This window comes from Amycolatopsis albidoflavus (genome assembly GCF_039525725.1).
Lineage (GTDB): Bacteria > Actinomycetota > Actinomycetes > Mycobacteriales > Pseudonocardiaceae > Amycolatopsis > Amycolatopsis albidoflava.
Map to the genome: position 1 here is coordinate 424658 of NZ_BAAAHV010000017.1, position 21697 is coordinate 446354.

A 21697-nucleotide genomic window follows, 5' to 3' on the forward strand; every position below is an offset into this window, starting at 1 on the left:
GGCAAACCGGTTGTGCATAAGGGCCCAATGGGGCCTCGGCCTCTTCAGATAGAGGGAAATTTCGAGGCTGGCCGAGCACCCGGTGCCGTGGCAAGCAGTACGACGTATGTTCCCATGCCCTGGCGAGAGTGCGGCGCCTATCGCCGGCGACTTCCGTAGGTGACTTCGTCTGGGACAGCAGCGAACGCGCGGACGCCACGTCGTAGCCGGTGCAGCCGGATCCACGCCGATCCAGGCAAGGCGTGTAGGTCGACCCGAGCAGCTTCGAGCCGCAATCGGCGACCGGTTCCAGTCCATCGCCATAAGCCTCAATGGCGCGGTTGCCGTACTTGGCGTATTGGCGTAGCTCGGTCTGTCAGCGTCGTCGTCCGTCACGTCTCCCCCTGATTCGTGGCTCGCGATCAAGGATCGGCGAATAGACGTACGCTGTTGCCCGATACGCGAGGGTTGCTCCGATCGCCGCATCCGCAAGCCGAACAGATCCAGCGACCGCACCCGGATACGGTCCTGGTCCTCGTCGAGCAGGGGCGCTAGAACGACAAAGTCCACTGCGTGGCGCGGTCAGGGAGGCTGACGACCTGCTCGCTGTCCGCTGAAACTGTGATCGCGAAGTCTGCGGGTGACGGCTGGTCCAAGCGAGTCCAAAGTTCGTGGGCGGTCTCCAGTTCGTCCCACAGTCGCCGGTCCCCGCCTTGGGTGACTTCGCGTTCGGCCTCGTCGGTGTCTGCGTCGACCCGCGCCCACGACTCGGTTTGCGGATCCGTGAGGCAGTAGTACATCGGGCCGCCCTGGATCCTGACGCGTCCGGCTCGTGTTCCCGGCATCGACAGTTGTGCGAGGAAGGCGAAATCCCACGTGCGCAGAGTGGAGGGAGCGAGGCCGGTTTGCCGGTGCTGACCGGGAGCGCTGACGGCACGAGACGCCAGTTCGGGCAACTCGTGAAAGCGCTCTTCCTTGCTGCGCAAGGGCATGAAGTTCACCCGCTTGGGCAGAAAACGACCGTTCGCGGACCCGTCTCTATTCACAGTGAGGCGCGCGAGGTTGCCGGCGAAGTCGCCGCGCAAGTCCGCCAGGATTGTGCCGCCCGGCCGTACTTGGGTCAGCCAGGCCGACGGCACCTTGCGCAGAGACGCCGTGGCGATGATCCGGGCGTATTGCGCGCGGGCGGGGTACCCGAGGTAGCCGTCCGAGACGACGAGCATCGGATCCAAACCCAGTCGATCCAGGCGTTCTCGCGCCTCGGCTACGCACCGCGGGTCGATGTCCACGGAGGTGACGGCCGCCGGTCCGAGTCGGTGGGACAGCAGACCCGCCGTCCATCCCGTTCCCGTGCCGACCTCCAGCACCGCGTCCCCGTCGGTCGTCTGACTGGACTCCAGCATCATCGCTACCACCGACGGCGCGGAACACGAGGTCGTGACCATGTCGCGCTCGTCGAAAATCGTCAAGAGGGCCTCGTCCTGGTAGACCGCTTTCAGCCATTCCTCCCGACGGCCGCTGTCCTCGACGTCCAGGACGAGACCGCCGAGGTTGTCCGGGAGGGTGAAGCGCGGCGCGAAAAGGTGGCGAGGAATGCCCTCGAACGCAGCTCTCCAGGCACCGGCGCTGAGGTTCCCGGAGTTCTTCAGGCTCTCGATAAGGTCGGCGTTGAGGTCGGCGGCCAGCTGGCTGAGCCTGCTGTCCTGCTCGATCACGTCGGTCACTGATCTTCTCCTGTGAGTAGGGCGGCGATCGCGTCCGCGATGGGAAGAGCCGTCGCGTCCTCTATCCAGCCCCATTGCCCGCTGGGGTTCAAGTCCACGAAGTAGTGGGTGTTGTCGGCGGTGACGACGAAATCGGCAGCCGCGAAGGCCAGGCCGAGGTGGTCGGTCATCTTCAGGAGCGCCAACTCGACGCTTTCGGGCAGGGTCACGGGTTCGTAGCGCAATGCCGTGTAGTCCGCGCGCCAGTCGAGCAGTTCTCCGGCATCCTCGTCGGCGACGAGGATGTTCGCGGCGAACACGCGCCGGCCGACGACGGTTGCCCGCACGTCCCCGGTTTTCGGCATCCTCTCCTGAAACTGGTGGGCGGTAAGCGCTATCCGGTCGTCGGCCATGTCCGCCACCGTGACCGGAGTCGTATAGACGAGCGACACCCGCTGCCCGTCGGGGACCGAGGCACCCGAGAGCGTCTTGTAGACGACCGAGTCGCCGAGACGGTCTCGGAGGTCGACAGCGTCGCCGGGAACGTTGGTGATCGCGGTGCGCGGCACGCTCAGGCCGCACGCCGCGGCGGTGGCGAGCTGGAGCGGCTTGTACTCCGCGTCCGCCGCCTTTGACGGGTCGTTCACCCACGAGCACCACGGAAGGCTCATGAGCAGCCCGCCGAACGCTCGACGAGCTTCGCGCGCGGCGAACCGTTGCTCGGCATCGTTCATCTTCGCTGGAAAGGTGAACGCGGTCGGCCTGCGGACATACACGCTGCGAATGTCGCGCAGGCCGACCGATCCATCCGGACTGCGGATCTCGCCGTCCCACGAGCCGTCGAACCAGGCACTCACGCTCACTGAGAGCGGGAAGTCGCCGGTGTCCGCCCGAAACACTCGCGTGTTCCGTCGCTCCAGTTCGCGGACGACGAGATCGGCTGATTTGTCGCTCGGCTCCGTCAACACCAGCACGGTGCTGGCGATGCGGTCTGATTCGAGTTTCATGGCGTCAGCGAGTCCTTAGGTTCGTCGGCGCCGTCAGATGTCGTTGGCGACGTCGAAGCGGGTGTCGCCCTCGTCCTGGCCGTCGGTGGACTGCTCGGTCACGCTTTCGGTCGCCATCGTGGCACCGGTTCCGGTGCGCAAGACGACGACGTTGCGAGGCGCGGGTGCGGTCCGCAAGGTCAAGCCGAACGGGGTGCTGTCCGTGTCCGATACGGGTTCCGCTGTCGGAACGAATCCCCGCCGGACGCCGAGCCCGAAACGCTCGTCCGCATCGGTGAGTGACATACGGGTCGTCATGATGAGCTTCTCCTTTTCCTTTCACCACACCGTTTTCGGCGTGGGGTCTTGGACGAGGCCGGTCGGCCGGATCGTGGCCGGCCGGCCGAGTTCGAGGGGTACCTGTGCGTCCGGCGCTGGAACGAGAACCTGGCACGGCGCATCCGCCCGTCCGGGCGCGCCGATAGTGAGAACGGCGCGCAGCGTCCAGAGAGCATCCGCTCCGTACTGCCACGAGACGACCGTCGGCCGGAAGGGGTCGCCGTTGGGGAACCGCGGCGTCCGGTACGCGGTCGCGCGTTCCTCGCTGCGGATGATCAGCACGTCCGTGCAGGTGTTCCACTGGAGCGTCGCGGCGTACAGGTTCGGCGCGTGCCGCTTGCCGAATAGCCACAGCGTCCACTCGTGGTAGCGCAGTTCCCGGAAAAGATCATCGAGCCCTAGCCCGGTCACCGGTGCCGTGCCTCCTCCACCAATCGGAAGGCAATCCGTTGCCGTCGGTGTTGTTTCCGTTGCTGGCGCGCGCGTTTCCACTTCGACACCCATTGGATGGACACTCCGATCACGACCGCTGCAACGACGATGGATGCGATCTCGGCGACCAGCGCCACGCCGAGCATCCCGAAGGCCACGTTCGTCACCTTCTCCCCAGTTCAGTTGCTCGGGCGGGACCCGGGCACCTCGAATGACCTTGCGGCGCGCTCGGCGGCTTGACCAGGAAGCAGTCCGGCAAAGAGCGGCAATTGGTACGCTTGACCAGCGGTTACGTTGTGAGCGGTTGTGAGCGAACGTCGCACGATTGGACTACGCATGACGGTGGGGCGGCCGGGGATGCGGCGGGCGCGCGAAGCGAAGAGCATCACGCAAGAGCAGCTAGCGGAGCGCGTCCGCGTATCCGAACGGACCGTCCGCTACTGGGAAAGCGGAGAGTCTGCTCCGGCGCTGCATGTGCGATCGCGGCTCGCACGGGAACTGGGGATCTCACGCACAGAGCTTGAGGCGCACATCAACGGCGACACCGACCCGGATTCGCTCGAGCTGTTGCCGAGCGCTTCCGCGCTGCGACCGGTCGGCAGCTCCGCCGAGGACGACGAAGCCGCCGCGCTGGAGCTGTCCCAACGCGTCGCGGCGAGCGACGTAGGCGACGCGACGCTGTGCCAGCTAGAGGCCATCGTGGACGACTTGGCGATCGACTACGCAACCACTGCGCCGTCGACGCTGGCACCCCGGATCCGGGGATATCTCGCGTACGTCTCCCGGCTGATGGACGCCCGGATGACGCTGTCCGAACACCGGCGGCTGTTCGTCGTCGGCGGCTGGTTCTCGCTGCTGTCCGCAACGGTGCACATCGATCTTGACAACACCTCGACGGCGCGCGCGGGGCTCCGCAATGCACACGATTTCGCCAGGGACGCGGGACACGACGAGATCCGCGCGTGGGGATACGAAACCGAGGCGTGGCAACTCCTCACGAACAAGGACTACGTCGGCGCCCTCGACCTGTCGCGCCGAGCGCAGGCCTTCGCGCCCCGCGGAAGCTCGATCGAGATTCAGTCGTCGGCGCAGGAGGGGCGCGCGCTGGCGCGGCTCGGCGACCGGCGAGAGATGTACGCCGCGCTGAGCCGGGTCGCCACCCTCGTGTCGCCGCTGAAAGTGCCGGACCGGCCGGAGCACCACTACCGATACGACCCGAACAAGTCGGTCGCCTACATGGCTACGACGCTGGCGTGGGCTGGCGATCCGGCCGCCGAGACCTTCGCGCGGGAGATAATCAAACGGCTTGAGCGTCAGACCCCTGACGGGAAATGGCCGCGGCGCGTTGCCTCGGCGAACCTCGATCTGGCGCTCGCGCTGATCTCTACCGACCGGCTAGACGAAGCGGTCGGCGCGACGCACTCGGCGCTAGCCTCGGGGCGCGTGGTCCCCTCGAACTACTGGCGCGCCGCCGAGGTGGTCGAGTCCGTCGAGGCACGGAAGATGAGCGAGGCGCGCGACCTGCGCGACGCGTACGAGGAGATGCAGCGCTCCGGAACGTCGCGCTGAGCTAGCGCGAACGTCCGAATCGTCACGCAATGAATTTGGACAGTTCATGGACTCCTAGGCCTTCGCGGTTCGAACATCCTTGCTCGAAAACGGTCCTGACCTGCAAAGATGTGCCCCCGGCAGGATTCGAACCTGCGACACCGGCTTTAGGAGAGCCGTGCTCTATCCCCTGAGCTACGAGGGCAGTCGCGCGCTGCAGCCTACATCCTAGCGGGGCCTGGAGCCGGGGCTGCGGCTGGTGAAGTCAGGTACGCCAGTGCCATTTCCGCCGCCTCTGCTGCCCACGTCTCCCAGGACCGGTCGTCCGGCCAGAATCTGCTGGTCGCGGCGCGGTGGACGCAGGCGCCGATGATCGTTCGGGCCGCCATTCTCGCCTCGCTGGACTCGGTCAATGAAGACACGGCTTCCAGCAGGGCGTCCTGGATCGCGGACAGGGCGGCGAGGCCGCGGTCTCGGCCGTCGGAGCGTTGGGCGTCCAGGAGTTCCGGGAAGATCCGGTCGTGTTCCTGGAACGTACGCGCCAGAGCAGCCACGAAGGCGTCGAAGATCGAGCGAAGGTCGGGTGGCGCTGAGAGGAGGGCGTCTCGGACAGCCACTTCCAGTTGGCTCAGCAGCTGGTCCTTGACGGCGTACAGCAGCTGTTCCTTGCCCTCGAAGCGGCGGTAGATCGCGCCGACCGACAATCCGGCTTGCGTGGCCACCGCGGCGACGGTGAACGACTCCAAGCCCTGCTCCGCCAGCACCTTCTCGGCGGCGGCCAGGACTTTCTGCAGCGAAGCTCGGCTGCGCGCTTGTTGCGGCGGGCGGAAGCCCTCGCTGATCTCGCTCACCTGGGGCACCTTAACCTGGCCACCGACCAGATGCGAATGGTAGTTTCCATTCGCATCTGGGGAGGGATCATGGTCAGAATCGAGGTACGCAACGCTTACGTCGACTTTCCGATCTTCGACGCCAAGACTCGGTCGTTGAAGAAGCGCGTGCTCGGGAAGGTCGGCGGGAAGATCGGCACCGAGGCGAAGGTGCCGGTGATCGAGGCGTTGCGGGACGTGTCGTTCCGGCTCGGCGAGGGCGATCGGGTCGGGCTGGTGGGGCATAACGGGGCCGGGAAGTCCACGTTGTTGCGGTTGCTGTCCGGGATTTACGAGCCGACCCGCGGCGTCCGAAAAGTGAGCGGGCGGGTCGCGCCGGTGTTCGATCTGGGGGTCGGGCTGGATCCGGGCGAGTCCGGGCGGGAGAACATCCTGGTCCAGGGGTTGTTTCTGGGGATGAGCCGCCGGCAGATGGCGAAGCGGGTCGAGGACATCGCGGAGTTCACTGAGCTCGGCGACTACCTGCAGCTGCCGTTGCGCACGTACTCGGCCGGCATGCGGGTGCGGCTCGCACTCGGCGTGGTGACCACGATCGACCCGGAGATTTTGCTGCTCGACGAGGGGCTGGGCGCGGTCGACGCGGCGTTTCTCGCCAAGGCGCGCGATCGGCTCCGGGACCTGGTAAAGCGGTCGGGGATTCTGGTGTTCGCGAATCACTCCGAGGAGATGCTCGCGGAGTTTTGCGACACCGCGTTGTGGATGGATGAGGGACAGGTGCGGCAACACGGTTCGCTGGCCGAGGTTCTCAACGCTTACAGCGGGAAGGCCGCCGTCTAGCAGAGTCCACAATGGACAACCGCCCGATGCTTACTCGAAGCACTGCCGATGCGCCGTCACGAACTCGCGGAGACTCCGCGGCCTCCGACCGGTGACCTTCTCGACCGTCGACGTTACGGTCTCCGCACCGCCGTCCAGGTACGTATTGCACACCTCGACCAGAGCCTTGGCATGAAACGGCGACATCCCAGACTCAGCCAACACCGAAAGCGCTTGCTCGTTCGACATTCCGCGGTACGCGATCGGACGGCTCAGCACTTCCGACAGCACAGCCGCGGCCTCGTCGTACGTCAGCGCCTCGGGGCCGCTGAGTGCGTACGCCTTGCCTGCGTGACCATCCTCGGTCAGGGCGCGAAAAGCAACGCGGGCGATGTCTTCGGCGTCCACAAATGCGATCGGGCCGCGAATAAGGGGGCTGGCGAAGAAATTACCGGACCGGATGGTTCCGGACCAGTTTCCCGAGAATGCTTGCAGGTAGAAGTTCGCCCGGAGAAAGGTCCACGACAGCGGCGACGTTTCCAGCATCCGCTCGACCGGACGGTGCAAGCGGGCGATCGGCGTGAGTTCCTCGTCGGCCCGCCACAACGATTGTTTCACCACGTGCGTGACCCCTGCGGACACCGCGGCTTCGACCACATTGGACTCGTTGCCGGTCTGTCCTGGGCTCATCGCGCCGAGCAGGAACACCTTCGACACTCCGGCCAGCGCTGGTTGCACGGTGGCAGGATCGGACATTTCGACGGTGATGGCGTCGATTCCGGCGGCGGCTTTCCTTGCCTTTTCCGGGGAATGATAGGCGGCGCGGAACGGCACCTCGGCCGCGCGCAGTTGCGCGACCAGCGCTGATCCCACATTGCCGCTCGCACCCGTCACCAGGATCATGCGCTCCGCCTTCGCGCGTGGAGGGAATCACGTTCGCGTGTAGGCGATTCAGTGTAGTGGATCAGCCGGTGACGGCGGGGCTTTCCGAGCCGGCCGCCCGGCGTCGCACCAACTCCTCGACCGCGGACGGCAGGGTGGTCTCGAAGTCGATGAGCTTCGCCCAGGTCGGGGTGACGACGATGCGGACCATGCCCTCCGCGTATAGAGAGCGGATCTCGGCTTCCCATTCGACGCGCTGCTCGGGCGTGATCTCGTAGGAACCGTTCATTTCCAGGAACTCGTCCGGGATCCCGTCGGTGTAGTCCAGTTCGGCGCGGCCCCGCAGGAGCAGGATCTTCGGCGGGTGCACTTCGGTGTCGATGGTCAGCGCGACCATCGGGTTCTCCTTCAGCGCGTGCAGTTTCGCGGAGTTTTTGGTGGTGCACAGGACAATCTCGGTACCGTTCCAGCTGAACGAGATCGGGATGCTGCGCGGCGTGCCGTCCTTCGCGACGTAGGCCAGCCGGGTCAGGTCGCGGGCGAGCAGTTCGCGGCTGAGCGGGCGGTTCAGGACCTCGGCGACTTCCTGCGGTTCCATGGCGGTCTCCTTCTCGTCGGGCAGCCGCGTCGTGCGGCCAGGTGCTGCGGGGACGGAGCCGCGGCGGGGTTCTCGACATTACCTCGACAGTGACCTGAGTCACATTGATGACTACAACACTTGTACAAGTGCTTGACAGTTATCCGGCGGATGGCGTTGAGTGGTTCCAGGGCGGGATGTCCCTGCCCAGAAAACCGGAAGCCGGACGCGAGCCACGGGGAGGTGAGGGCGATGAGCGATACGAGCCCGGGGCGAAGTACGCCCCCGGACCCCGGATTGTCCCCACCTTCCGGCATCCCCGGCTGATCCCGGTTTCCCCGCCCGTCCGGCCCGCTCCGGACGGGGTCGTCATCGTGCGCGGAAACCGGCGGTCGCGGGTGCCCTGATCGGCCTGGAAGAGGGCCGAAGGGAGTGCTCGTCATGACCACCGACACCACCGTAAGCATCGACCGGCGCACCTCCGCCGTCCTCGACGAGCAGCACGTCGGCGACATCCGCGGCGCGCTCGGCACCATCAAAGCGGGCGATTCCGCGCCGCGCACCGGCCTGTCCGCCAAGCTCAAGACCCTGCTCGCGATCGTCGGGCCGGGGTTGATCGTGCTGGTCGGCGACAACGACGCCGGCGCGTTCGCGACCTACGGCCAGGCCGGGCAGAACTACGGCCCGAAACTGCTCTGGACCCTCCTGCTGCTCGTCCCGGTGCTGTACGTGAACCAGGAAATGGTGCTGCGCCTCGGCGCGGTCACCGGCGTCGGGCACGCCCGGCTGATCCTCGAACGCTTCGGCAAGTTCTGGGGCGCGTTCTCGGTGATCGACCTGTTCCTGCTCAACGCGCTGACGCTGGTCACCGAATTCATCGGCATCACCATGGCGACGCGCTACCTCGGCCTGCCGACAGTTCCGTCGGTGGTGCTGGCCGCGGCCGTCATCATCGGAGCCGCGTTCACCGGCAGCTTCCGGCGGTTCGAGCGGATCGCGATCTTCTTCTGCCTCGGTTCGCTGACGCTGATCCCGGTGTACGTGTTCGCGCACCCGGCGCCGGCGGAAATGCTCGGCGGGCTGGTGCCCACGATGCCCGCCGGACCTGGCGGGATGGCCGAGCTGATGCTGCTGATCATCGCGATCGTCGGCACCACGGTCGCGCCGTGGCAGCTGTTCTTCCAGCAGTCCTACGTGATCGACAAGCGCATCACGCCGCGGTTCATGCGGTACGAGAAGGCGGACCTGTGGATCGGCCTGGTCGTGGTGATGATCGGCGCGGCCGCGATCATGGGCATCGCGTCGGCGGCCTTCGCCGGTGCCGGCACGTCCTTCACGGACACGGCTGGCGTCACGGACGGCATCGAGGCTTACGCGGGACGTACAGCAGGCGCACTGTTCGCGGTCGCACTGCTGGACGCTTCGATCGTCGGCGCGTTCGCAGTGTCGCTCTCGAGCGCGTACGCGATCGGTGACGTCTTCGGGATGAAGCACTCGCTGCATCGCGGGGCGCGGCACGCGAAGGGCTTCTACGCCGTGTACGCCGGTCTCGTCGCGCTGTCGGCCACCATCGTGCTCATTCCGGGCTCGCCACTCGGCTTGCTCACCACCGGAGTGCAGACGCTCGCCGGAGTGCTGCTGCCGTCGGCGACGGTGTTCCTGTTGCTGCTCTGCAACGACAAAGCGGTGCTCGGGCCGTGGGTCAACGGACGGCTCACCAACCTGTTCACCTCCGTGGTGGTCGGGGTGCTCGTGGTGCTGTCGGTGATCCTCACCGCGGCGGTGCTGTTCCCGGACATCAGCGCGGACCAGATTTTCCTGATCATGGCGGTCAGTGGCGGGATCGGCGTGCTGACAGCCGGGTACGCGCTGCTTCGCCGCCGCCGGAACGCCGCGCCGATCGATCGCACCGGACGCGCGGAGTGGCGGATGCCGCCGCTGCAGTACTTGCCGCCGCCGGAGATGTCGACCGGGCGCAAGATCGGGCTGACCGCGCTGCGCACGTATCTGCTCTTGGCGATGGCGCTCGTCATCGTGAAGCTCGTCCAACTGGCTCTGGGTTAACTCTGCGTGAGAGAACTTCTCAGCGTGTACACAGCGAGTGTGCACAACAGTGGGTAACCGTGACGCCCTGGCACCGGAAGGCCTGATGACCGACCCCAACGACAGACGCGCCGCCGCATCCCGAGGTGCGGCGGCACGCGGTGTCGCCGCTCGCGCCGCGGCCCGGCGGCGGCGGATCACCGGCCGGGTCGCGCTGGCCCTCGCGGCCGCGCTGACGCTTTCGCTGACCGGCTACGGCTGGGCGGCCTACAACGGCATCGTGTCCGGGCTGCAGGTGTCCGACGTGCTCGACGGACAGTCGACCTCCAGCGGCGGCGACACCAACATCCTCATCATGGGCCTCGATTCACGGCTCGACGAGAACGGCAACCCGCTGCCGAAGAACATCTACGACTCGCTGCACGCCGGCGATCAGCAGGACGGCGGCTACAACGCCAATGTGCTGATGCTCCTGCACGTCCCCGGCAACGGCGGCAAGGCGACGTCGATCTCGATTCCGCGCGACGATTACGTTCCGCTGGCGGGCTGCCCGGACAACGTGTGCAAGGGCAAGATCAAACAGGCCTACGGGCTGGCGTTCGACGAAAAGGCCAAACAGCTCGTCCAGCAGAACGTCACCGACAAATCCCAGCGCGAGCAGCAGGCGCGGGACGCGGGCCGGCGCGCGGAAATCGACACCGTCCGGAAATTCCTCGGCGACGTCCCGATCGACCATTTCGTCGAGGTCACCCTGGTCGCGTTCTTCGAGATCGCCCAGGTCGTGCAGCCGATCACGGTGTGCCTCAACGAGGACACCCAGGACAGCTACTCGGGCGCGAACTTCCACGCCGGCCAGCAGGAGATCAGCGCCGAGCAGGCCGTCGAGTTCGTCCGGCAGCGCCGGGACTACGTGCATCCGTCGCTCAATTTCACCGACCTCGACCGCGAACGCAGGCAGCAGGCGTTCATCTCCTCGCTCGCGTATCAGCTCAAACAGGGCGGGACCTTCACGAATCCGGCGAAACTCCAGGGAATTCTGGACGTCGCGAAGCAGAACACCGCGGTCGACAGTTCACTGGACCTGCTCGCGCTCGCGAAACAGGCGTCCAGCCTGACCGGTGGAAATGTCAGTTTCGTGACCCTTCCGGTGGACCATTTCGGCAAGAGCCCGTCCGGCGAAGACGTCAACTTCGTCAATACCGCGCAAATCCAGTCACTGGTCGCGCAACTGCTCAGCGGAGCGCCGGTGCCGAGCCCGGCCGCGTACGTCACCCCGCTGGCGCACGGAAACACCACCCCCGCTCCCCCGCCGGCGTTGAGCGGAGGCGGAATCCCGTGCGTGAAATAACTCGTGAAATAGCTTCAGCACCGCGAATGAGACCACGGACACTCCGCGCGCCTCAATGTCCTTTCAGGACAGAGCAGGCATAATCGGCCCGGCGCGTTCTTTCCCGCGCCGAAAGAATCGGCGGACGGCGGTGCTCGGGTGGCTACGACACGGAACAGACGAAGCCGGGTTCCGGTCGCGATCGTCGGCTGGCTGTCCCGGCCGTTGGCGTCGTTCCACCTTGTGCTCGCGCTGTGCGGCCTGCTCACGCTGCTCGGCGTCATCATGGTGCTGTCGGCGTCCTCCGCGCAGCCGGGCGGGGTGTACAGCACCTTCCAGAAGCACATCATCTTCGTCCTCATCGGCCTGGTCGCGCTGTGGGCGGGGCTGCGGATTCCGTTGCGGCGGATCAGGTCCCTCTCGCCGATGCTGATGCTGGTCACGCTGGCGATGCTCGCGCTGGTGCTCACCCCGCTCGGCGCGAAGGTGAACGGCGCGCAGCGGTGGTTCACGCTCGGTCCGCTGACGCTGCAACCGGTCGAGCTCGCGAAGGTCGCGTTGACCTTGTGGGGCGCGCACATTCTCGTGGTCAAGGCCCGGCTGCTGCACCACTGGCGGCACCTGCTGGTTCCGTTGGTTCCGGTCGCGCTGCTGATGTTCGCGCTGGTCATGGCGCAGCCGAACCTCAGCGGGACGATCTCGCTCGGCATCGTGCTGCTGTCGCTGCTGTGGTTCTCCGGCGCGCCGGGACGGTTGTTCGCCGCGCTGCTGGCCGGCGGCGTCGGCGGGTTCGTGGTGCTCGCGCTGGTCGCGGACTACCGGCTCGCGCGCGTGCTGTCGTTCCTCTCCCCCGACGCGGACACCTCCGGCGCCGGATACCAGGCGGTGCAGGCGCAGTACGCGCTCGCCGAGGGCGGGCTGTTCGGCGTCGGGCTCGGGCAGGGCGCGTCGAAGTGGAAGTACCTGCCGAACGTGCAGAACGACTTCATTTTCGCGCTTATCGGCGAGGAGCTCGGGTTCCTCGGCTGCGCGGTGGTGCTGCTGCTGTTCGGCGGGCTCGCGCTGGTCGGCCTGCGGATCGCGACGCGCAACCTCGACCCGTGGATCCGCATCGTCGCCGCGACGATCACCGTGCTGCTGGTGGCGCAGGCGGCGGTCAACATCGGGTACGTCGTGAACGCGCTGCCGGTGACCGGGGTGACGCTGCCGCTGGTGTCGTACGGCGGGACGTCGCTGATCGTGACGATGTTCCTGTTCGGGGTGCTCGCCAGTTGCGCACGGCACGAGCCCGCCGCGGTGGCGGACCTGAATCACCTCGGGCCGGGCAAGATCGGGCGGATTCTGCGGCTGCCGGTGCCGGAGCCGTATCGGCCGGTCCGGGCGTCGGCGAAGCCGGCTCGCGCACGACGGCCGGTGCGGCCTCGCTGACTCTTACACTGCGGTAGTGGAGAGCGCCGCCTGGGACGTCGCGCGACCCGCTCGCGCGGGTCCGTTGTCCCTGGGCGGATTCCGCCACCGGACGGGCGGCACGGTCGATCTGCGAGTGGTGCCGCATCCGGCGATCACCGTGGTGCTGGAGTTCGGCGACGGCAAACTTCTCGTGGACGACGGTGCTCAGCACGGCAGCTTCGTCGCCGGGCTAGGGCCGCGCGGGGTGCGGCTGCGCGGGGAAAGCCTCGAATGCGTAGAGGTCCGGTTGCCGCCGTTGGCCGCTTGTGGATTGGGCGCTGGACCTGCGGAGCTGGACCGGACGGTCGGGCTGGCCGAGTTGTGGGGCCGGGACGCGGACCGGCTTCGGGACCAGCTGAGCGAAGCCGATTCGTGGGACGCTCGGTTCGAACTGGTGGAGAACGCTTTCGCCCGGCGGCTCTCGGTGGTTCCGGCGACGGATCCGGAGGTGGCCTGGGCTTGGCGGCGGATCGTCCGGAGCCGCGGCCGGGTGCGGGTCGAGTCGCTGGCGGCCGAATGCGGGTGGAGCAGGCGGCGGTTGTGGGACCGGTTCCGCGCGCAGGTCGGGTTGCCGCCTAAACGAGCGGCGAAGCTGGTGCGCTTCGACCATGCTGCTCGGCGGCTGGCGGCAGGGGCTAGTGCGGCCGATGTCGCGGCTGCGTGCGGGTACGCCGACCAGTCGCATCTGCACCGGGATGTCGTGGCGTTCGCCGGGGTGACGCCGGGTGGTCTGGCAGTCGACGCGGGGTTCGCGGCGGATCGCAGGGCGTTCGCCTGAACATTTGTGCAATACCCGAAGGTCCCGCGCGCGCCACACTGCTGGCATGGCGAAATTGTCCACTGTGGAATTGCGGGGCGCGAAGACCTTGCTGACCGGAGCGACCGGCGGACTCGGGCGGACGCTCGCCCGAACGTTGGCCGCGCACGGTGCCGACCTGGTGCTCACCGGGCGTCGGGCGGAGTTGCTCGAACCGCTGGCCGCCGAGGTGGGTGGCCGCGCGGTTCCGGCTGACCTCGCCGAGCGGGGCGCGGTCGAGGAACTTCTTGCGGTGGCGGGGGAAATCGACCTCGTCGTCGCCAATGCGGCTCTCCCTGCGGCGGGGCTGCTGGCTGATTATTCGCTCGACGAGGTCGATCGCGCGCTTGAGGTCAACCTGCGGGCGCCGGTCGTGATGGCGAAGCTGGTCGCCGAGCAGATGATGGCGCGGCGGCGTGGGCATCTCGTCTTCATCTCGTCGCTCTCTGGGAAGACGGCGTCTGGGCAGGCTTCGCTGTATAACGCGACGAAGTTCGGCTTGCGCGGGTTTGCTCTTGCGCTCCGTGAGGATCTGCGGGCGTTCAATGTTGGTGTGTCGTCGGTGTTTCCTGGCTATATCAGCGATGCGGGCATGTTCGCCGATTCGGGGGCGGCGTTGCCGTTCGGTGTTGGAACCCGGACGCCGGACGAGGTCGCGCGGGCGACCGTGCGGGCGATCGAACGGAACCTCGCGGAGATCGACGTGGCACCGTTCGGGTTGCGGATGACGGCGTTGCTCGGCGGGATCGCGCCAGGGTTGGCAGCGGCTGTGCAACGGCGTCTTGGTGCGGAGGCGATTACCGAACAGTTGGCGGAGGGGCAACGGGCTAAGCGGTAGAGTTGTGCGGAAGCCTCTTCAGCGGCCAGCCCAGCGACTCCAGGTGTCACCGTTTCGGCCAATGCCACGACGGTTGGTCGAGCCGACCCTGCCCAGCCACCACGGTCGCGCCGAATTCCTTCTCCAGTTCCAGCACCGAAGCGTCCTCCAGGAACCGCACCAACAGCTGCGAATGCGACACCACCAGCAGTTGCGTCTTCTTAGCCGCAGCGGTGATCAACGCGGCCAACGCTGGCAACAGGTCCGGATGCAGGCTGGTTTCCGGCTCGTTCAATACCAGCAACTCCGGCGGGCGCGGGCTCAGCAACGCCGCGGCCCACAGCAGGTAACGCAGGGTTCCGTCGGAGAGTTCAGCGGCGCTCAGCGGGCGCAGCAGGCCGTGTTGGTGGAAGCGGAGGTCGAATCGGCCGTCGGCAGCGACAACCTCTACGGACGAGCCGGGGAAGGCGTCGTCGATCGCGGTGGTCAGGGCGTCGGCGTCGATGGACTCTTGGATGGTGCGCAAGGCCGCGGCCAGGTCGCCGCCGTCGTGGTTCAGGGCCCAGGTGCGGGTGCCGATGCGGCTTTGCCTGGCGGGAGCGTCGGCGTCGGTGCGGAAATGGTCGTAGAACCGCCACGCGCGGACTCGGTCTCGTACGATCAGGAGTTCCGGGCACCGGCGAGGGTCGGCGAACTCGCTCAGCATGCTGTCGGTGAGGGCGATCGAGTGGCCGCTCTCGGCCCAGCGACCGGAATCGTCGCGGATGCGGACTCTCGTGCCGGAGCGGTCGGCCAGCAACGCGGAAGGACGCAGAACTGGGCCGTGCCAGACGCATTCGCGTTTGTACTCGGGGTCCAGGTTGAAGGCGGTCTCAGCGGGGACGGGGAGGCCGAAGTCTAAGGCGTAGCCGAATTCATCGCCGGAGTAACCCAGACGCAGGCCGACCGCTTTGGTTCGCTGCAACGGTTGTACCGGCGTCCGGCCTTCACGCACGGATCGGCTGATCGTCTCCGGACCGGCCCACAGCGTCGACGGCAGGCCGCCCTCACCGGCTAGGGCGGCGACCGCGCCGTTGCGTCCGGCGTCGGCGAGCAGCCGCAGCGCGCGGTACAGGCTGGATTTTCCGGTGCCGTTCGCGCCGACGATCACGGTGAGCTGCGACAACGGCAGCACCAGGTCGCGCAGCGAGCGGTAGTTCTGGATGGCCAGGGTGGTCAGCACGCCGATACCTCCGAGGGGAGGCCAAAGCGCGGGAACAACTCAGGTTCGAGAAACCAGGTGACGGTGCGGATTCGGTCGCCCCACGGCATGAGGACGAGGATTCCGGCGGGATGCGCGGCATTCCCACCGGGTTCCGTGAGGTAGCAGGCGAAGGCTGGGTGGGTGTTGGCTCGCGTTGAGACCAGGCGGAATCGCCGGTTGCCGCGCCATTCACCGAACATGGTGAGGAAGGCGGCGACCGCTTCTCGGCCGACGTACTCGTGCGGCGCGGGCGGCATGGCGAGCCAACCGTCGTCGGTGAGAAGTGCGACTACGCCCTCGACGTCGCCCTCGCTGAACGCGTCCGCGAAGCGTTGCGCGATCTCCCGTTCCCGGGGCGCCGGCGGAGCGGGTTCGACGGTCTGGCGCAACTGGGCCCGCGCGCGTTGCAGAGCGCCTTTGACCGCATTCGGGCTGGTATCCAGCATCTCCGCGACCTCGGCGGTGGAGTAGTCGAGCACGTCCCGGAGCACGAGGACGGCGGCCTGGCGCGGCGGGAGTTTCTGCAGGGCCGCGACGAACGCCAGCTCGAAGGTTTCCTTGGCGCTGTAGTGCGCGGCGGGGTCGTCCGGCGCGGGCTGCAGCCACGTCACGTCGGTGCGGCGCGTGGGTTCGGTCGGGGTGAACGGCGGCGACGGTTCGGCCGGTACGCGGCGGCCGGCGTCGCGGATAGCGTTGAGACAGCGGTTGGTGGCGATGCGGTACAGCCAGGCGCGCACCGAGGCTCGACCGGCGTACCCGTCCAGGCCGCGCCAGGCGGCGAGGAGCGTCTCTTGCAGCAAGTCCTCGGCGTCGGTGAGCGAACCGAGGAGGCGGTAGCAGTGGACCTGCAACTCATGCCGATAGGGCTCGACCAGCTCGCGGAAGGCGTGCGCGTCTCCGGCGCGTGCGCGATCGAGGATGTCCTGGCCCACCCTTCGCATCCTGCCACCGTTCCGTTTCCGGGGCGGGCGGTGTCTCTACTGGCGACCCCTGAGAAAGGCGAAACGATGAACCCTGTCGACGATCTGGCCGCCGTCCTCGAGTCCACCGGCGAGCTGGTCGCCGGCGTGTCTCGCTGGGACGCGCCGACGCCGTGCTCGGAGTGGACCGTCCGCGAACTGGTGAACCATCTGGTCCTCGGGCACCGGCTGTTCACGGCCGTCCTGCGCGGCGAGGCGGGCGGCTCGCTGGACCCGCGTGCTTCCGACGCGCTCGGCGACGATCCGGTCGCGGCCTATCGGGACGCGGTGGCCGGGCTGCTTTCGGCGTTCCGCCAGCCGGGGGTGCTGGAGCAGGTTGTCGAGGTCCCGGCCGGGACGGTTCCCGGGGTCGCCGCGGCGCATCTGCGGATTGTCGAGGAACTCGTGCACGGCTGGGACCTCGCTTGCGCCACCGGTCAGCAGGCGAAGTTCGAGGATGCCTTGGTGGAGCGGGAAATCGCGTTCAGTTCGGCACAGCTGGCCGAGCTTCCGGCGGAGCGGAGTCCGTTCGCTCCGCCGGTGCCGATCGAGGACGACGCGCCGCCACTGGATCGGCTGGCCGCGTTGCTCGGCCGGTCGCCGAATTAGCCGGCGCGGAAGGTCAGCAGACCCCGCTGGTCGGTCAGCGGGGCTGCTGATTCCAGCGTTAAGCCGGCGGAATCGGCGAGAGTGCGGAATTCCTCCACCCGTCGTTCGCGCCCGCCGAAATGGACCAGCATGACCAGGTCCATTTCGGTGCGTGCGCGAATTCCGCTGACCGCTTCGATCGCGAGGATTCGACCGGACGGGCCCGCTGCTTCCGCGCACCGTCGCAGGATGCGCCGGGCGTTCTCGTCGTCCCAGTTGTGCAGGATGTCCACCAGTACATAGGCATCCGCTCCGGGCGGGAGCGGGTCGAAGAAGCTGCCGCCTCGCACCTCGGCTCGGTCGGCGAGGCCGCGTGCGGCGAAGGCGGCGCGGGTCTCGCTCGCGGTGGGTTCGAGGTCGATCAGATGGGCGCGCAGTTTCGGCTGAGCTTCGAGAATCGCGGCGAGCAAATCTCCTCGTCCGCCGCCGACGTCGACTACGGTGCCGAACGCGGACCAGTCGATTCCGGCGACCACTTGCGGGATCTCGGTACGGAACCGGGTGGTCATCTGCTGGTCGAAGGATTGCCGCAGGTGCGGTTGTTCGGCGAGATCGGTCCAGAAATCCTTGCCGTACCGACGGGAGTAAGCAGCCTCGCCGGTACGGAGGCTGTGCGCCAGTTCGACGAAAGCGAGTTCGGCACGACCGGCGGCGCGGTCCAGGTGCAGCAGGTTGGCTACGCCGTTTTCCTTGTCCGCGCATAAGTTCTCGCCGTACGAGGTGGTCAGGTAGCCGTTGTCGGTGTGCTCGACCACGCCGAGCGTGACCAGGTGGCCGAGCAGGACGTCGAGCGCGATCGGCGAGAGATCCAGGTCCGCGGCGAGGTCGTCGACAGTTCCGGGGGTGCGCAGCCGGTCGGGCAGGCCCAGCGTTACCGCGACCCGCAACGCCATCGGGGTGGCCAGGCTGGCAGCGCGGAGGAGGTGGTTCGCGTCATCACTCACGTGACTCCACTTTGCCAGCCCGGTCAACCGGTTTTTCCCGGCTACGCCAACGCTTTCACGCTCAGCGGCCTTCAAACGCCGCGAACACCGTCACAAAAGCTCGGTGTGATACTTCGCCGCCAACGACTGCGCCCGCTGGCCTTGCTCCGCTTTCTCCGCACTTGCCACTTGCCGGAAGAATTCCTCCTGTCCGGCCGGGGAGCACATGCAGTACATCCGCGCGGGCCGGTCGGAGATGTTGCGGAAGAAGTGCGGCGCGTTGGCCGGGATGTTCACCGTCTCGCCCGCGTGCACGATCGTTTCCTCGCCGCGGAAGGTGAACCGAAGCTCGCCTTCGAGCAAGGTGAACATCTCCTCGAAGTCGTGCCGGTGCGGCGGTGGGCCGCCGCCGGGCGGGACGCGCATGTCGATCAGGCAGTAGCGGCCGTTGGTCTGGTCGCCGGACACCAGGATCGTGTAGCTGTCGCCGACGAGCTCGATGCTCGGCAGGTCGTTCGGGCGCGCGACGGTGAGCTTGCGTCGCGGATCGTCCGGGGGAAGAGAGGTCATCGATTCTCCCTGCGAGGCAACGGAATCCGAAGACGGACGACTCGACAGAAAATCCGGAACATTTCGTCCGCTTATTCAGATTAGCCTAAACTGACGGGCAGTGTCCAGGCACCGCAAGGAGACCCGATGTCCCGCCCGCGCAAGGTCCGCAAGGACGCCGAGGCCAACCGCGAACGGCTGCTCGCCTCGGCTGCCGCGGCGGTGCTCCGTGAAGGCCGGCACGTTCCGTTGGCCACTATCGCCGCCGAGGCCGGTCTCGGGATCGGCACGCTCTACCGCAGCTACGCTGACCGCGACGCGTTGCTGCAGGCGCTGGAACACCGCGCGTACGGCCTGCTCAACAGCCTGCTCGACCGGATCGAAGCCGACGAAGACTGCACTGGCCTCGACGCGGTCGCCCGCTATCTCGAAGGCACCGTGGATCTCGCCGACCAGCTGGTACTCCCGTTGCACGGCGCGCCTCCGCTCGTCACCCCGGAGGCCGTCGCGGCGCGAAAGTCGATTTACCGACGGCTCGGCTTCTTCCTCGCGACCGGCCGTGCGGACGGCAGCATCCGCGGCCAGGTCAACGCCACCGATCTCATCGCGTTCAGCACCCTGCTCACGCAGCCGAAAGCCGCCGTCCTCGACTGGACCCACCTGGCGAGACGGCAGATCGCGCACTTCCTCAACGGCATCGCGACCGCGGGGCCGAGGGAAGTGCCTGGTCCCGCCGTCGAACGCGAGGAAGTCGAGCAGGCCTTCGAGAGCACGGCGAAGAGTTAGAAGGTCTTCCGAACGATCGGCCATGTTACCGTCGGGCGTCGTCAAGGAGGTGGGGATGCCCGCAGCAGGCACCCGCAAGCCGATGCGCGAACGGTTCCGCGAGCAGGTGCGCGAGGAGGTCAAATTCGTCGCGCTCAACCAGCTCGCGGCGGGCGGTGCGCAGGCGATCTCCATCAACGCCATCGCCAAGCAGCTCGGCGTCTCCGGTCCTGCGTTGTACCGCTACTTCTCGAGCCGCGACGAGCTGCTGACCGTCCTGGTCATCGACGCGTACCACGATCTCCGCGAGGCCATGGCGAACGCCCTCGACACCGACGCACCCGACGCCGAAGCGCGGGTCCGGCTGCTGGCCGCCGCATACCGGCGTTGGGCGCGGGAAGAACCGCATCGGTACGAGCTGCTGTTCAAGGCGCCGTTCCCCGGATACGACGCGCACGCCAAGCCGCTCGCCGAAGCGGCCCGGTCGCTGATGGGCGTGGTGCTCGGGGTGTTGCACCACCTCGATTCCGCCACCGTCGAGAAGCCGACGGCATACGAGAACGAGGAAGTGCTCGACGCCCGGCGCGCGAACACCGAGAACCACCAGCTCGCAGTCGCGCTGTGGTCGCGGCTGCACGGCTTCGTCAGCCTCGAAATCGGCGGCGGCTTCACCGCGATGGGACTCGACGCCGACGCCTTGTTCGAGACCGAAGTACGAGTGCTGACCGACCGAGTACGCCGCGCCTCCTGATCACCGGCGAGACGCGCGCGGCTTCGCCCCCAACGCCACCGCCAGCACGGCCCCGGCCACCATGCACGCGCCGACCACCCACAAACCAGTCCGCTGCGTACCGGTCAGATCGCGCAGCCAGCCCGTCATATACGGCGCGACGAACCCGCTCAGGTTGCCCAGTGCGTTGATCAGCGCGATCCCGCCGGCGGCAGCCGCGCCGGACAGGAAGTTCGACGGCAGCGCCCAGAACGTCGGCAGCGCCGCGCACACGCCCATCGCGCAGATGGTCACCGCGGTCATTGTGGCGTAAGGGTTTCCGAGATACAGCGCGACCGGGATCGCCGCGCCGCCGACGAGCATCGGCAGCGCGACGTGCCACGTCCGTTCGCCGGTGCGGTCGCCGTGGCGCGCCCACGGGACCATCACCAGCGCACCCGCGACGTACGGGATCGCGTTCACCAAACCCGCCTGCAGCACAGTCAGTTTGGTGCCGAACTCCTCACCGAACCCGGCGATGATCGTCGGCAGGAAGAAGCCCAGCGCGTACAGGCCGTAGACGACCGCGAAGTACACGAACGCCAGCCCGAGGATCCGCGGGTGGGTGAGCGCTTTCCGCAGCGGCCAGTGGTGTTCGGCTTCCGTGGCGCGGCGTTCGGTGTCGAGTTCGTTGGTGAGCCAGTCGCGTTCCTCCGCCGACAGCCACTTCGCGGTTTCCGGCCGGTCGCTCAGGCAGAACCACGTGACGACCGCGAGCAGGATCGCCGGAACGCCTTCGACGAGGAACATGAACCGCCAGCCGGACAGGCCGAAGATGCCGTGCCCACCGCTGATCAGCAGGCTGGAGACGGTCGAGCCGATCGCGCTCGACACCGGCACCGCGCACATGAACAGCGCGACCGCCTTCGCCCGCTGCGCCGCCGGGAACCAGTACGTCAGATACAGAATGATGCCGGGAAAGAACCCCGCTTCGGCGACGCCGAGCACGAACCGCAGCACCACGAGCGTCGTGGCATTCGGCACGAACGCCATCGCGACAGCCACCGCGCCCCAGGTGATCATGATCCGCGCGATCCAGCGGCGCGCGCCGAACCGGTGCAGTGCGAGGTTGCTCGGCACCTCGAGGATCAGGTAGCCGATGAAGAAGATCCCCGACGCGAGGCCGAACGCCGTCGCGGTGAGGCCGAGTTCTTTGTTCATCCCGTTCGGACCGGCGAACCCGATGTTGACCCGGTCCAGGTAGTTGACGAAGTACAGCAGCATCAGCAGCGGCATGATCCGCACCGCCGCCTTGGCCATGACCCGGTTGCCCAGTGCGCTCGTCTTCGTCGACATGTCCGGATCTCACCCGCCCGG

The 21697-nt window shown here is 67.4% G+C and carries 23 protein-coding genes and 1 tRNA gene; 10 read left to right on the forward strand and 14 right to left on the reverse strand.

Annotated features, from left to right (window positions below):
• Positions 1-530: 530 nt before the first annotated feature.
• The 5 genes from ABD156_RS29525 to ABD156_RS29545 are packed head-to-tail and all read right to left on the reverse strand — an operon-like array spanning position 531 to position 3597.
• A complete protein-coding gene (locus ABD156_RS29525) occupies positions 531-1703 on the reverse strand; it encodes a methyltransferase domain-containing protein (RefSeq protein WP_344280907.1) in 1173 nt (390 codons plus the stop codon).
• Complete coding sequence (tgmB, locus tag ABD156_RS29530; protein ID WP_344280909.1) at positions 1700-2689, reverse strand: ATP-grasp ribosomal peptide maturase; 990 nt, start codon at positions 2687-2689, stop codon at positions 1700-1702. Before tgmB ends, ABD156_RS29525 begins: the two co-directional genes overlap by 4 nt.
• 33 nt (positions 2690-2722) lie before the next feature.
• Positions 2723-2986 (reverse strand): hypothetical protein, encoded by a 264-nt coding sequence (locus ABD156_RS29535; RefSeq protein WP_344280912.1) that lies wholly within the window; start codon positions 2984-2986, stop codon positions 2723-2725.
• Between the two features lie 21 nt (positions 2987-3007).
• Positions 3008-3418: a hypothetical protein gene (locus ABD156_RS29540; RefSeq protein WP_344280915.1), complete on the reverse strand. Its 411-nt coding sequence runs from the start codon at positions 3416-3418 to the stop codon at positions 3008-3010.
• Positions 3415-3597, reverse strand: coding sequence for a hypothetical protein (locus tag ABD156_RS29545; RefSeq protein WP_344280918.1), 183 nt, complete (start codon positions 3595-3597; stop codon positions 3415-3417). The genes ABD156_RS29540 and ABD156_RS29545 overlap by 4 nt, the downstream gene beginning before the upstream one ends.
• Before the next feature lie 178 nt (positions 3598-3775).
• On the opposite strand from ABD156_RS29545, the gene ABD156_RS29550 reads away from it, so the two are divergent.
• Positions 3776-5008 (forward strand): NsdA family TPR-like regulatory protein, encoded by a 1233-nt coding sequence (locus ABD156_RS29550; RefSeq protein ID WP_344280921.1) that lies wholly within the window; start codon positions 3776-3778, stop codon positions 5006-5008.
• Between the two features lie 111 nt (positions 5009-5119).
• Here the strand turns inward: ABD156_RS29550 and ABD156_RS29555 are convergent.
• Positions 5120-5192, reverse strand: a tRNA-Arg gene (locus ABD156_RS29555).
• A 16-nt stretch (positions 5193-5208) separates the two neighbouring features.
• On the reverse strand, positions 5209-5829 hold the full coding sequence (locus ABD156_RS29560; RefSeq protein WP_377928107.1) for a TetR/AcrR family transcriptional regulator: 621 nt from the start codon (positions 5827-5829) through the stop codon (positions 5209-5211).
• Between the two features lie 78 nt (positions 5830-5907).
• Here ABD156_RS29560 and wzt point away from each other — a divergent pair, with 78 nt between their 5' ends.
• Complete coding sequence (gene wzt / locus ABD156_RS29565) at positions 5908-6654, forward strand: galactan export ABC transporter ATP-binding subunit Wzt/RfbE (protein ID WP_344280926.1); 747 nt, start codon at positions 5908-5910, stop codon at positions 6652-6654.
• Between the two features lie 30 nt (positions 6655-6684).
• On the opposite strand, the gene ABD156_RS29570 is transcribed toward wzt, so the two are convergent.
• Positions 6685-7536, reverse strand: coding sequence for an SDR family oxidoreductase (locus tag ABD156_RS29570; RefSeq protein WP_344280928.1), 852 nt, complete (start codon positions 7534-7536; stop codon positions 6685-6687).
• Between the two features lie 61 nt (positions 7537-7597).
• A complete protein-coding gene (locus ABD156_RS29575) occupies positions 7598-8113 on the reverse strand; it encodes a pyridoxamine 5'-phosphate oxidase family protein (RefSeq protein WP_344280931.1) in 516 nt (171 codons plus the stop codon).
• Positions 8114-8533: 420 nt separating this feature from the next.
• On the opposite strand from ABD156_RS29575, the gene ABD156_RS29580 reads away from it, so the two are divergent.
• The 5 genes from ABD156_RS29580 to ABD156_RS29600 all read left to right on the forward strand — a co-directional run bounded on the left by ABD156_RS29580 (position 8534) and on the right by ABD156_RS29600 (position 14545).
• Complete coding sequence (locus ABD156_RS29580; RefSeq protein ID WP_344280934.1) at positions 8534-10156, forward strand: NRAMP family divalent metal transporter; 1623 nt, start codon at positions 8534-8536, stop codon at positions 10154-10156.
• Positions 10157-10241: 85 nt separating this feature from the next.
• Entirely contained in the window at positions 10242-11483 is a 1242-nt protein-coding gene (locus ABD156_RS29585) for an LCP family protein (protein ID WP_344280937.1), read from the forward strand.
• Positions 11484-11621: 138 nt separating this feature from the next.
• Complete coding sequence (ftsW, locus tag ABD156_RS29590; protein ID WP_344280940.1) at positions 11622-12890, forward strand: putative lipid II flippase FtsW; 1269 nt, start codon at positions 11622-11624, stop codon at positions 12888-12890.
• Positions 12891-12906: 16 nt separating this feature from the next.
• Positions 12907-13689, forward strand: a complete 783-nt coding sequence (locus ABD156_RS29595; RefSeq protein WP_344280943.1) for a helix-turn-helix domain-containing protein — start codon at positions 12907-12909, stop codon at positions 13687-13689.
• Positions 13690-13735: 46 nt separating this feature from the next.
• Positions 13736-14545 carry an SDR family NAD(P)-dependent oxidoreductase gene (locus tag ABD156_RS29600; protein WP_344280946.1) on the forward strand — a complete coding sequence of 270 codons (810 nt, stop codon included), beginning with the start codon at positions 13736-13738 and terminating at the stop codon, positions 14543-14545.
• Between the two features lie 46 nt (positions 14546-14591).
• Here the strand turns inward: ABD156_RS29600 and ABD156_RS29605 are convergent, their stop codons facing one another.
• Both ABD156_RS29605 and ABD156_RS29610 read right to left on the reverse strand, forming a co-directional pair.
• Positions 14592-15746 (reverse strand): AAA family ATPase, encoded by a 1155-nt coding sequence (locus tag ABD156_RS29605; RefSeq protein WP_344280949.1) that lies wholly within the window; start codon positions 15744-15746, stop codon positions 14592-14594.
• On the reverse strand, positions 15740-16708 hold the full coding sequence (locus ABD156_RS29610; protein WP_377928069.1) for an RNA polymerase subunit sigma-70: 969 nt from the start codon (positions 16706-16708) through the stop codon (positions 15740-15742). Before ABD156_RS29610 ends, ABD156_RS29605 begins: the two co-directional genes overlap by 7 nt.
• 66 nt (positions 16709-16774) lie before the next feature.
• Between ABD156_RS29610 and ABD156_RS29615 the strand changes: the two genes are divergently transcribed.
• Positions 16775-17335 carry a TIGR03086 family metal-binding protein gene (locus tag ABD156_RS29615; RefSeq protein ID WP_344280952.1) on the forward strand — a complete coding sequence of 187 codons (561 nt, stop codon included), beginning with the start codon at positions 16775-16777 and terminating at the stop codon, positions 17333-17335.
• Here ABD156_RS29615 and ABD156_RS29620 read toward each other — a convergent pair.
• Together ABD156_RS29620 and ABD156_RS29625 are read right to left on the reverse strand one after the other, a co-directional pair.
• The gene (locus ABD156_RS29620) at positions 17332-18318 is read right to left on the reverse strand and encodes a methyltransferase (protein ID WP_425546118.1); all 987 of its coding nucleotides are present in this window, start codon (positions 18316-18318) and stop codon (positions 17332-17334) included. The genes ABD156_RS29615 and ABD156_RS29620 overlap by 4 nt on opposite strands.
• A gap of 90 nt (positions 18319-18408) precedes the next feature.
• Complete coding sequence (locus tag ABD156_RS29625) at positions 18409-18867, reverse strand: cupin domain-containing protein (protein WP_344280955.1); 459 nt, start codon at positions 18865-18867, stop codon at positions 18409-18411.
• Positions 18868-18993: 126 nt separating this feature from the next.
• Here ABD156_RS29625 and ABD156_RS29630 point away from each other — a divergent pair, with 126 nt between their 5' ends.
• On the forward strand, positions 18994-19632 hold the full coding sequence (locus ABD156_RS29630; protein ID WP_344280958.1) for a TetR/AcrR family transcriptional regulator: 639 nt from the start codon (positions 18994-18996) through the stop codon (positions 19630-19632).
• Positions 19633-19687: 55 nt separating this feature from the next.
• On the forward strand, positions 19688-20362 hold the full coding sequence (locus tag ABD156_RS29635) for a TetR/AcrR family transcriptional regulator (protein WP_344280961.1): 675 nt from the start codon (positions 19688-19690) through the stop codon (positions 20360-20362).
• Here the strand turns inward: ABD156_RS29635 and ABD156_RS29640 are convergent, their stop codons facing one another.
• Positions 20363-21676: an MFS transporter gene (locus tag ABD156_RS29640; protein ID WP_344280964.1), complete on the reverse strand. Its 1314-nt coding sequence runs from the start codon at positions 21674-21676 to the stop codon at positions 20363-20365.
• Positions 21677-21697 lie beyond the last annotated feature (21 nt).